Source organism: Rhizobium sp. BR 315 (assembly GCF_050577975.1).
GTDB classification, from domain to species: Bacteria; Pseudomonadota; Alphaproteobacteria; order Rhizobiales; family Rhizobiaceae; genus Rhizobium; species Rhizobium miluonense.
Genome location: NZ_JARWKZ010000031.1, coordinates 58692 through 69700 on the forward strand (window position 1 = coordinate 58692; position 11009 = coordinate 69700).

Consider the following 11009-nt stretch of genomic DNA (forward strand, 5'->3'; position numbering starts at 1 on the left):
GCTTCCACCCCTCAGCCAGATGGCAGTTCTTCTACACCGGTCAGGCGCAACCAGAGTTGGCGCGAAGGACGGCAGGTTCTGAGTCACTTCCTCTCCGTCAGACTAAAGTCCAATTTGCGACAGGACCTTAGTCTGACGACACATTCTTTGGTCCTATTGCCATGGATTGCTCCGACCTTTGCGCCAGTTGTTTCCCGCGATGGAAGCGGTGGGATATCTGGCCGCTATCGCAATGCATGCGGAGAAAGTCGATGAGCATGAACGGCGTCCTTGAAAGCGGCACCCTCGCCCCGGCGCTTGCCAATGCTTCCGCCGGCGCCGGTATCATCGGGTTCGTCGGCCTCATCGCCAAGGGTGGCAATGACTGTGGAACCTAAGCGAAGTGCCACGGTTGCGGTGGTCGTGCCGATGTTCAACGCCGAACGAACGATCGGCGCAACCTTGGCCAGCATCTGCCAACAGACACATCAGGCGCTTGACATCATCATTGTCGATGATGGCTCGTCGGATCGATCGCTATCAATCGCAACCGAATATGCGAAGCAGGATCCCCGAATCCGGATCCTTCGGCAGGCCAACAGCGGTGTTGCCGCGGCACGCAACAATGGTGCGGCTGCGACCGATGCGGAGTTTCTGGCGTTCGTCGATGCCGATGATCTCTGGGCTCCGTCGAAGATCGCCCTTCAGTGGCAAGCTCTTGACGCGGGTGGGCCGTCGGTTGGATTGGCGTATTGCTGGTACGCGCTCATCGACGAGCATAGCCGCGTATTTTCGCTCCATAATCGGCCGAGCCACGAAGGACATGTGCTTCAGCGCATGTGCAGAAACAATTTCGTCGGGAACGGCAGTTCGATGCTCATGCGTCGTTCCGCATTCGAGGAAGCCGGGCAGTTCGACCCGTCCTTGAGGGACCGCAACGCCCAGGGCTGCGAGGATCTACTGATCTGTCTCAGAATTGCGGAGAGTTACGAATTCCGCGTCATACAGCAACATCTGATCGGCTATCGCATGACGAACACGAACATGTCGAGTGACGTCAAGCGGATGCTCTCCTCGTGCGAAATCGTCCTTGCCGAATATCGCAGGAAATATCCCCAGTACGGCAGCGACCTCGACGCCCATTTGGTCGACATGGTTCACTGGCTCGTCGTGAGAGCGTTTGTCAGCGGGCGATTTTTCGACGGCTGCGATCTGTTGGGGCGATTTTTGGCATTGGAGCCACGCCTGGCGATTTCCAGCCTGCCCAACATGCTGGACGTGTATTGCCGAGCCAGGCTGGTTCCCGATTGGCTCAAGGCCCGTTTAAGGGGGTTGCGAAGAAACGCGGAGTTGCGGCCCCTTTATACGGAGACGATCCAGTGACGTCGGGCAGTTCCCTCCTCACGCGGCTGCGGCGGCTTTTCCGCCTGGCAGAGGCACCAACTTGGGCTGGACCAACCATCGTCGGGCTCGGCCTCACCGCGGCGGTCCTCGAGGGTGCTGGGCTCTTTCTTTTCATTCCTCTCATCCAGAGCCTGGGCGCTGCGGCGACGCAGGAGGGGGAATGGCAGCGAATTTTCGACCGCCTTCTGGCGCCAGTTCCACAGGGCCATTTGACGGCCTTCCTGGTGGGCGTGCTGTGCGTCAGCATCCTCCTCAAGAATACGGTCCATCTCGTCAATACCTGGGTGACCCGGTATGTCGATGGTCTCGTTGCGCATCGGCTGAGAGCAAGGGTCTTCGACCAGACGATCAGCTCGTGCATCGACTACAGGGTGGAAAACAGACGCTCCGACATCATCACGACAATTGCCAACAACACCTGGAAGGTCAGTCAGGCGTTGAGCCTCGCTTATCGTTTGATGATCTGCTTCTGCACCTTCATCGTCTTCATGCTGCTGATGCTCCTGATTTCCGTCCGGCTGACGTTTTTCTCTATGATGTTCCTTCTCTTCGGAGCCATGGCCATTCGCCTGGCCACGCGCCGCGCAGACGAGACCGGCAAGGCCGTTGTCGAAGAAAACAAGCAGTTCGGTTTGAGGATGTGGGAGAGCATCAACGCGTTGCAATTGATCCGCGCTTTCGCGCAGGAAAGCTATGAACGCGATCGCTTCCGGAAGACCTCCGACAATGTGCGTCGACGCCTCCTGAAACTGGATATGCTATGGGCAACGCCCGGGCCTATCTCGGAAATCTCGATCACAATCCTGATCGGCGTGCTGGTTCTCGTCGCTCAATCCGTAGGCTTGGGCATTGCTGCGCTGGCCGCGTTTCTCTCGCTGCTATACCGTCTCCAAGGCCCAACCCGGGAACTGCTGCAGTCGAAGATCGCGCTCGACGGGCTCGCCGGCAGCATCGACGACGTCGAAGACTTCCTCCGCGCGACAGAGAGGCCTTTTCTCCCGGAGGGGCATGTGCAGGCGCCGGCCGTCAGGAAGGCCGTCAAATTCCACAATGTCTCCTTCCGCTATGCGCCCGGCCAGCCACTGGCGCTGGAGGACGTCTCCTTCAGTATTCCCGCAGGCAAGACCACTGCGATCGTCGGGGAGTCGGGGGCCGGAAAATCCACAGTGATGGCGCTGCTCTTTCGCTTCATGGATCCGACTTCAGGCGAGATCCTTGCGGATGGTGCCCCGCTTCCAGAATTCGATCTTCGCAGCTGGCGCAAGCGCCTGTCGTTGATGTCGCAGGAGGTCCATCTCTTCAATGACGCGATTTCAGCCAATATCGCCTATGGCGATCTGGGGGCCAGCACGGCCGAGATAGGCAGGGCTGCCGAAATCGCCAAGGCGGACGATTTCATCCGGCTGCTTCCGGATGGCTACGAGACGCGGATCGGCGACCAGGGAATGCGTCTGTCGGGCGGGCAAAGGCAGCGCGTAGCGCTCGCCCGAACGATCCTTCGAAATCCCGATATTCTGCTCCTGGATGAGGCGACCAACGCGCTCGACGCCGAAACCGAACAGGCGTTTCAGCTCGCGCTCGACGAGTACTCGCATAACCGTACCGTTGTCGTGATCGCTCACCGGCTCTCTACCGTTCTGGCGGCCGATCAGATCATCGTGATGACAAAGGGTCGAGTGGTCGAGGCCGGTTCCCCGGATGAACTCTTCAAACGGCAGGGACATTTTTCCAGGCTCCACGAATTTCAGCACGGCCGCCGCGACGGCCGGGAGTTGGGTGATGAGTTACAAGCTTATTGATATCGAGTTGTCGGAGCCCTTGACGCCGATCGAACTCTCGACCGAACAGACCGGTGTCGGCTTGATCGCGCGATGGCGAGGCCGGTTGATCGCATTTGAAATGATCGAGCGGCCAACCGGATCGACGCTATCGGTCGAAAGCCTGAAAGCTCTTGCCGACGAACGCTTTGCGGAGCGCATTCTCGTTGCAAAGCTCGAGGAGGAGCTGAGGACACGGCTGCCGGCGAAGGACGCGCCGCTGCCGAGCCTCAGCATCGCCATCTGCACCAAAGACCGCGCCCAACGTCTTTCCCGGTTGCTGCGCTCGCTCGATGGGGTCCGGGCTGACGCCGCCTTCCGGTTCGTCGAAATCATCGTGGTCGACAATGCTTCGGTGGATACGTCCACGCGCGAGGCCGTCGAAAGTTTCCCGGATATCCGCTACGTTTTCGAACCGAAGGCTGGACTGGATTTTGCCCGAAACGCCGCCCTTCATGGAGCCTGGGGCGATATCATTGCCTATCTGGATGATGACGTCGTGGTGGACCGCAACTGGCTCGCGGGCCTTGCCAAGGCGTGCCGCGACAATCCCGGCGTCGGCGGCTTCACGGGCCTCGTACTGCCGTTTCGTCTCGACACACAGGCACAGATCTTCTTCGAGCGACGTGGAGGGTTTGGCCGCGGCTTTGCCCGAAGGGAGTTTCATAAGGCTCGCTTTGACAACCCGCTCCATCCCGTCGGGGCCGGCGTTCTCGGCGCCGGCTGCAACATGGCCTTCGACCGCGCGTTGCTGATCGAGCTTGGCGGTTTCGACGAGGCGCTCGATACGGGAGCGCCACTACCCGGAGGCGGCGATCTCGATATTTTTTACCGCGTTCTGCGCTCCGGACGCCCGATGATCTATGAGCCGGAATATGCCGTCTATCACGAGCATCGCGAAACCATTCCACAGCTCAGACGGCAATACTGGACCTGGGGTCTCGGCATGATGGCCTTTCTCGTCAAAAGCTATCGCACCGACGATGAAATGCGAGCGCGCCATCGCGCCATGGTCCGGTGGTGGTTCTTCGACCAGTTGAAGGCACTCGCTCGCGCCGCACGCCGGCTTCGCGGCCATGACCTGCGTTTCGGCATAGCGGAGCTGTGGGGCGGAATCTACGGCCTTGCCGGCGAGTATGATCGCTCGCGCGCCCGCATCAGGTCGATCCGGGAGCGCAATCCATGACTACGGAACGTTTTGAGGTCAGGCATGTCGATCTTGCAGCTGCCGATAGCGGTAGTGATCGCGAGCCCGCATTGTCGATCTTCTGGTGGAAAGACTTGCCGCTTGGAGCGCGGGCATCCCTGGAGGATGAACTCCCTTATGGCGCCTCCCAGTTGCACCAGCTTGCTGCCGAATATGCGGCCGCGCAACTGGAAGCGCGCAGCATCGGGCTAGGCGCACCGTTGCGAGCCACCTATGAAGGATGGCCAAAGCCTGCGCTCTCGCTGGAGGCTGCGCTTGAAGCGGAAAATCTAGTGGAAGCCCTCGAAGCGTTCGCAACCCCATCCTCCGCTCCGGCACATAATATCTCCGTGGTCATCTGCACCCGCGACCGAGGTCCGGCTCTGAGCAAATGCCTAAGCAGCCTGGCAGCACAACGCAGCACTCCCGGTGAGATCGTCATCGTCGACAATTCCCAAGACGGGAATGCTAGGGATGTCTGCGGGCAATTCCCCGATTTTCGCTATGTCCATGAACCCCACGCCGGCTTGAGCCGGGCCAGAAACACCGGTGTTCAGACAAGCCGGTTTGATATCATCGCCTTTACCGACGACGACGTCGAAGCCCATCCGGGCTGGACGGCAGAGATCGCGCGTGCCTTTGCGGAACGGGACGTTGAGGCGTTCACCGGTCTTGTGCTGCCGGCGCGTCTCGATACGGCCGCGCAATGCTGCTTTCAGTTCACCATGGGCGGGTTTGGCTCCACCTTCCTACCACTCGTCTTTGACGGGCGCTTCTTTGAAGAGACGCGGCCAAGCGGAGCGCATGTCTGGAAGATCGGCGCCGGTGCCAACATGGCCTTTCGGCGATCGGTATTCGAGCGGGTCGGCCTGTTCGATGAACGTCTCGGCGCAGGAGCGGCAGGATGCTCCGAAGACTCCGAGCTTTGGTACCGACTGCTGGCGGCCGGCGGAGCATGCCTCTACGAACCCCGGGCAGTCGTCTTCCACCACCACCGCAGCGACTGGCCCGGCCTCAAGCGGCAGATAAGAGCCTACATGAAGGGCCATGTCGCAGCTCTGGTGACGCAGCACGATAATTTCGGCGATCGAGGAAACATCGTGCGCATCGGCAAGCAACTGCCGGTCTATTTCGCCAAAACCTTCGTCAAGGCGCTTTTTGAAGGGCCTTCCGGCAGGCTTGGAATTTTGGCGGCCGAAGTACAGGGCTGGCTCGCCGGCCTGCAGTTTCTCCTGCGCTTCGGCTGGAGAATGCGGCGAACTCCGATGGGGGCTGCCGCGACTGCTGAGAAAGGAATACCGCGATGATCAAGAAAGCAACACTTGGCCAGTTTCTATCCAGGAACCCGTATCCGAATGGGTTGACGGATGGTCTGTTCTATCGCGAAAAGATGCGCGCCATCCATCGGGTCGCCCCGGCCGAGACTGGAGGCGTCGGACGGGTGTTGGAAATCGGCGGTGGTCGCAGCGGCCTTGCCAGCATCCTCTATCCGCAAGCCGAGATCGTCACGCTCGACATCGACCCGGAGCTGGGCGACCATCAGCCTTCCTGGGCGAGATCGACCTTTATTTGCGGCGACGCCTGTTCGCTGCCGATGGATGACGACAGTTTTGACATCGTCACCATGTTCGATGTGCTGGAGCACATCGAGGATGATCGCCGCGCCGCCCAGGAGGCATTGCGGGTCGTGCGGCCGGGCGGCTATGTGCTGATCTCCACCCCTGAGGTCAACTGGCATTACCCCTATTTCAGCGTCATGAAACGCCATTGTCCGCATGAAAGCGAGCTGATGCGCGAGTGGGGTCACGTCAGGCGGGGATACCGGGATCCGGAACTCGCAGCACTTTTCGAGAGGCGCCCGGAAAAGCGGGCAACATTCATCAACGCCGCCACCGCGTTCTTCCATGACGTCTCGTTTTCCCGCCTCGGACGTCGTCGCCGCAAGGTACTCTATGCGCTGGCGGCGCCCGTGACCTTCCTCGGCTACTTAATGCACCGGCCGTCCACGCGCGGCACCGAGACGGCCTTTGCTTGGCGCAAATGACGGGCCACGCGACGCCAAAAGTGATCGCCCTCTTCCCGTGGGGCGACGTGATTGAAGAGTTTCTTGAGCCGATTGGGCTTGAGCTCAGTGATTTCGTCGAGCGGATGACAGGAGGTTGGCTGTTTGGCTATGCGGCTGCGCTGAGTTCGGTAGGCCACAAGCCAATTATCGTCTGCGCATCCGAGCGGGTGACCAAGATTGAGTGCTACGATCATCCCGGCACAGGCACACCGATCTGGGTCGCGCCGGCAAGGCGGCCCCGTCAAGGCCATTCTCCTGCCGCCTATAGCCTGCGGCGCTGGTCTGCAACGCCGCTTTCAGCCTTCCGCGAAGTCCTCGCCCGCTCTCGATGCGATCTGCTGCTTGCCCAGGAATATGAATATACGCGCTTCGATGCGCTGGCATGGCTGGCGCGCAGCTTAAACGTTCCCCTCTATGCCACCTTTCAGGGAGGGGATCGTACGCTGTCCTGGATCGAGGCCGTAGCGAGGCAGCTTTCCCTGCGCGCGTGCCGCGGCCTGATCGTCGCTTCCTCCGCAGAGCGCAGCCGCCTTGCCAAGGCCTATCCGCACCTCGCGCTGGATATCGCGAATATCCCCAACCCGCTGGATACTTATGAATGGCAGGCAGTCGATCGAATGGAGGCGCGTATAAGCCTCGGCCTGCCGCAGGATTGCTTCATTATCCTCAATCACGGGCGCATCGACGTCCGCCGCAAAGGGCTCGATGTTCTGCTGGAGGCTTGGGCACGCTTCGCCGACGACCCTGCCAGCCAATTGGTGATCATTGGTTCGGGCCAGGACAGCGACGCGTTTGCAAAGTTGCTTCGTGAAAGCGGCCCGTCGAATGTGCAATGGCTCTCCAGCTACACAACGGACCGAACTTTGATCCGGCGCTGGCTGTCGGCTGCGGATGTCTATGTCACCGCCTCGCGCGTCGAGGGCATGCCAGTCGCGCCATTGGAAGCCATGGCCTGCGGTCTTCCCGTCATTGCTTCGGATGCGCAAGGCTTGCCGGATATTTTAGCCGATGGCGAGGCCTCGGGCGGCCTGATGGTAAGACAGGAGCAGCCGGAGGAAATTGTGCGCGCCTTGGTAAGATTGAAAGACGACAAAGCGCTTCGAGCGCAGCTTGGCGCGGCTGCCAGAAGGCGGGTGACAGAAAAGTTCTCGATCGAAGCGGTTGGCGCCGCTCTCGATGATTTTCTGACAGCGACAAGTAGGTAAGGATCACATCCGGCTGCGATACCAGGCAAGCGCTGTGTCGATGATCCTGTCGATGCTGGAATGTCTGGGCACCCATCCAAGCTCCGCTTCTGCCTTGCCGGCCGCAGCGACGAGCGCCGGTGGATCGCCGGCTCTGCGGGGACCATAGGCAATGGCAAGGCTTTGCCCGGAAATGCGGCCGACGGCATCGACCAATTCCTTCACAGTCGTTCCGTTGCCGGTACCGAGGTTGTAGACATGCACTCCCTCATCCCGCAACAGCTTCTCTCCGCCAAGGACATGAGCCTGCGCGAGATCGCTGACGTGGATATAGTCACGGACGGCGGTGCCGTCGCGCGTGTCAAAGTCGGTGCCGTTGATGGTAAAGGTCTGGCCCGATCTGATCGCCGCTTCTATAGCGAGCGGAACGACATGTGTCTCGGGCTCGTGCCGTTCACCGATCTCGCCTTCGGGGTCGCAGCCGGCTGCATTGAAATATCGCAGCATCACCGCATTGAGACCGCGGGCACGCGAGAAATCTTCCACTATGCGTTCGATCATGAATTTCGACCATCCATAGGGGTTGATCGGCCACTGCGGATGGGTCTCGTCGATCGGCGTACGCACCGGAATTCCATAGGAAGCGCAGGTGCTTGAAAAGATCAGCCTGTTGACACCGGCCTTCAGCATTTCCTCAATGAGCACCAAGGTCCCGAAACTATTGTTCCGGTAATAGAGTTCAGGGTATTCGACGGATTCGCCGACATAGGCATAAGCGGCGAAATGGGCCACGACGTCGGGGCGATACTGGCGCAACGCTGCCGTGACTGCCCCGGCGTCGGCAATGTCACCCTCAACCAGCGGCCCCCATTTCACGGCGTCGCGCCAGCCGCGGGAGAGATTGTCGTAGGTGACGACCGACCACCCTGCCTCGGCGAACGCTTTGCAGCAATGCGAGCCGATATAACCGGCTCCCCCTGTGACGAGAACGGTCTTCATTCGGCAGCGATCGCCTGCGAACGGCCAGACGCCAGCAGGCTCTCAAAGTAGGCGATTGTTCTACCAAGTCCGGCCCGCAACTGAACCTTCGGCTTCCAGCCGAGCTCTCGCGTCGCGACCCCAATGTCCGGTTGCCTTTGCCTGGGATCATCGGCAGGCAGGGGCAGATACTCTATCGTCGACCGGCTTCCGGTCAGCTCTATGACGAGATTGGCAAGCTCCAGCATCGTAAACTCCGCCGGATTGCCAAGATTGATCGGTCCCGTCACCTCGTCCCTTGTCCCCATCAGCCGCACCAGGCCATCGATGAGGTCGTCGACATAGCAGAACGAGCGTGTCTGCTGGCCGCTGCCATAAACCGTTATCGGCTTGTTCTGAAGCGCCTGCACGATGAAGTTGGAAATGACCCGGCCGTCGTCCGGACGCATCCTTGGACCATAGGTGTTGAAGATGCGCGCCACCTTGATTTGGAGTCTATGCTGGCGCCAATAATCGAAGAACAGGGTCTCGGCGCAACGCTTGCCCTCGTCATAGCAAGAGCGCGGTCCTATCGGGTTCACCCGGCCCCAATAACTCTCCTGTTGGGGATGAGTCTCGGGATCTCCATAGACTTCTGAGGTAGAGGCCTGAAGGATCTTGGCGCCGACCCGTTTGGCGAGGCCCAGCATATTGATCGCACCGTGGACGCTGGTCTTGGTCGTCTGCACCGGATCGAACTGGTAGTGAACCGGGCTCGCCGGACAAGCGAGATTATAGATCTCATCGACCTCCACATAGAGGGGAAAGGTGATGTCGTGGCGGATGATTTCAAAGGATCTGTTGTCCAGCAGATGCGAGACGTTGGTTTTACGTCCCGTAAAAAAGTTATCGACGCAAATAACCTCGTGTTTTTCCTTCAAAAGTCGTTCGCACAGAAATGAGCCGAGGAAACCTGCACCGCCAGTAACCAGAATTCGCTTTGTTTGCTGCATGCCGATTATCCCGCAGCCACTGGGGTGAAGCCGTGGCCGCCAGAAGCCAAAGCAAGCGTCGGGGCGAGGATGCCGCTTTTGAGGATGCCGTTCATGTTCATCGAACTTCTCCGTATGCGTTTCAAAGGCGGCCAGATATCCCGCCGCTTCCGTCGCCGGAAAAAACTGGCGCAGCGGTCTGAGCAATCCATGGCAATAGGACCAAAGATTGTTTCTTAGGACTAAGGTCGAGTCGTGAATTGGACTTTGGTCTGATGACGAATGAAGAGCCCTAGGGTTGAGACTCAATCAGATCCACCAATTGACGATAGCCGCGATATAGCATGTAGCGATGAAGTTTATGGCGAGCTTGTCGTAGCGGGTTGCGACGCGTCGCCAGTCCTTGAGGCGGCAAAACATGCGTTCGATAATGTTTCTGCGTTTATAGGCCTCGGGATCGAACGGCTGCATTCTTTTGCGGGTCGGGTTATTGGGAATGACAGGACGGGTTCCTCGCCGAATGAGGAAGAGCCGTAGGGCATTGCTGTCATAGGCGGTATCGGCAGCGCAAAGACGACTGGGCGGCAGAGGTTCGAGCAGGCTCATGGCGACAGGAGCGTCGCCGCGCTGTCCCGGTGTTATTTTGATCGCGACGGGACGACCGCAGCGATCGACAACAGCATGGATTTTTGTCGATCTGCCGCCTCGCGACCGATGGCCTGGGCCTCCGCCCCCCTTTTCCGCCGGCAGCCGAGCGGTGAGCTTTGGCGGTTGTGCTGTCGATCATCTGGATATCGGTGTCATTCGTCTTGACCAGCGCATCGAATAGTTGACGCCAGATACCCCGCGCCGACCATCGATGGAACCGATTGTAAATCGTCGTCGAAGGTCCATAGCAGGCTGGGCAGTCCTGCCAGCGGCAGCCGAACTTCAACACATGGATGATGGCGCTGATCACGCGGCGGTCGTCGGTCCGGCGCGCGCCGGGTTGGTTCGTCGGTAGCAGCAGTTCAATCGCCGCCCACTGATAATCATCGAGCCAGAATTCCCCTGCCATGATCCAATCTCCGTCAAACAGGCGCATTGAATCAAGAAGGAAAAATATAATCAACTAGGTGATTGGGTTTTCGGCCTAAGCCACATAGAAGAGCGCCCGCAGAGCTTGGCTTTGCGGGCGCTCAGATTGCTGACAAACCCCTGGCCTTGGCTGGGGGTTTATGATTCACTGGGACATGTTGAAGAAACCCGCTCCCGAACAGACGGCTCTCGAGATGGTGACGCTCGACAGTCTGGTGCCCCGGGATCACCTGCTTCGCAAGATCGACGCGGTGATCGACTTCTCGTTCATCCATGATCGCGTCGCCGGCCTGTACTGCGCCGACAACGGGCGGCCGCCGCTGGATCCGACCTTGATGTTCAAGGCGC

The 11009-nt window shown here is 59.6% G+C and carries 10 protein-coding genes and 1 pseudogene; 8 read left to right on the plus strand and 3 right to left on the minus strand.

Annotation, left to right across the window (positions count from 1 at the left end; all coding sequences use genetic code 11):
- The first annotated feature begins 251 nt into the window (after window positions 1–251).
- The 7 genes from QD409_RS24065 to QD409_RS24095 are packed head-to-tail and all read left to right on the plus strand — an operon-like array spanning window position 252 to window position 7656.
- Complete coding sequence (locus QD409_RS24065) at window positions 252–377, plus strand: hypothetical protein (protein WP_430763857.1); 126 nt, start codon at window positions 252–254, stop codon at window positions 375–377.
- Complete coding sequence (locus tag QD409_RS24070) at window positions 361–1362, plus strand: glycosyltransferase family 2 protein (protein WP_430763858.1); 1002 nt, start codon at window positions 361–363, stop codon at window positions 1360–1362. The genes QD409_RS24065 and QD409_RS24070 overlap by 17 nt, the downstream gene beginning before the upstream one ends.
- Window positions 1359–3182 carry an ABC transporter ATP-binding protein gene (locus QD409_RS24075; protein WP_430763859.1) on the plus strand — a complete coding sequence of 608 codons (1824 nt, stop codon included), beginning with the start codon at window positions 1359–1361 and terminating at the stop codon, window positions 3180–3182. The genes QD409_RS24070 and QD409_RS24075 overlap by 4 nt, the downstream gene beginning before the upstream one ends.
- Window positions 3163–4386: a glycosyltransferase family 2 protein gene (locus tag QD409_RS24080; protein WP_430763860.1), complete on the plus strand. Its 1224-nt coding sequence runs from the start codon at window positions 3163–3165 to the stop codon at window positions 4384–4386. Before QD409_RS24075 ends, QD409_RS24080 begins: the two co-directional genes overlap by 20 nt.
- The gene (locus QD409_RS24085; RefSeq protein ID WP_430763861.1) at window positions 4383–5693 is read left to right on the plus strand and encodes a glycosyltransferase family 2 protein; all 1311 of its coding nucleotides are present in this window, start codon (window positions 4383–4385) and stop codon (window positions 5691–5693) included. The genes QD409_RS24080 and QD409_RS24085 overlap by 4 nt, the downstream gene beginning before the upstream one ends.
- Window positions 5690–6430: a class I SAM-dependent methyltransferase gene (locus QD409_RS24090; RefSeq protein ID WP_430763862.1), complete on the plus strand. Its 741-nt coding sequence runs from the start codon at window positions 5690–5692 to the stop codon at window positions 6428–6430. The genes QD409_RS24085 and QD409_RS24090 overlap by 4 nt, the downstream gene beginning before the upstream one ends.
- Window positions 6427–7656: a glycosyltransferase family 4 protein gene (locus QD409_RS24095; protein ID WP_430763867.1), complete on the plus strand. Its 1230-nt coding sequence runs from the start codon at window positions 6427–6429 to the stop codon at window positions 7654–7656. The genes QD409_RS24090 and QD409_RS24095 overlap by 4 nt, the downstream gene beginning before the upstream one ends.
- A 3-nt stretch (window positions 7657–7659) precedes the next feature.
- Here QD409_RS24095 and galE read toward each other — a convergent pair whose 3' ends face one another.
- The 3 genes from galE to QD409_RS24110 all read right to left on the minus strand — a co-directional run bounded on the left by galE (window position 7660) and on the right by QD409_RS24110 (window position 10641).
- Window positions 7660–8634 (minus strand): UDP-glucose 4-epimerase GalE, encoded by a 975-nt coding sequence (gene galE, locus QD409_RS24100; protein WP_430763863.1) that lies wholly within the window; start codon window positions 8632–8634, stop codon window positions 7660–7662.
- Window positions 8631–9605 (minus strand): UDP-glucuronic acid decarboxylase family protein, encoded by a 975-nt coding sequence (locus QD409_RS24105; protein ID WP_430763868.1) that lies wholly within the window; start codon window positions 9603–9605, stop codon window positions 8631–8633. Before QD409_RS24105 ends, galE begins: the two co-directional genes overlap by 4 nt.
- Window positions 9606–9893: 288 nt before the next feature.
- A protein-coding gene (locus QD409_RS24110) for an IS5 family transposase (protein WP_430763864.1) occupies window positions 9894–10641 on the minus strand; the annotation gives its coding sequence in 2 pieces (ribosomal slippage) (window positions 9894–10302 and window positions 10301–10641; 750 coding nt in all).
- A 175-nt stretch (window positions 10642–10816) separates the two neighbouring features.
- Between QD409_RS24110 and QD409_RS24115 the strand changes: the two are divergent.
- A pseudogene (locus QD409_RS24115) lies at window positions 10817–11009 on the plus strand (IS5/IS1182 family transposase); the annotation flags it as partial.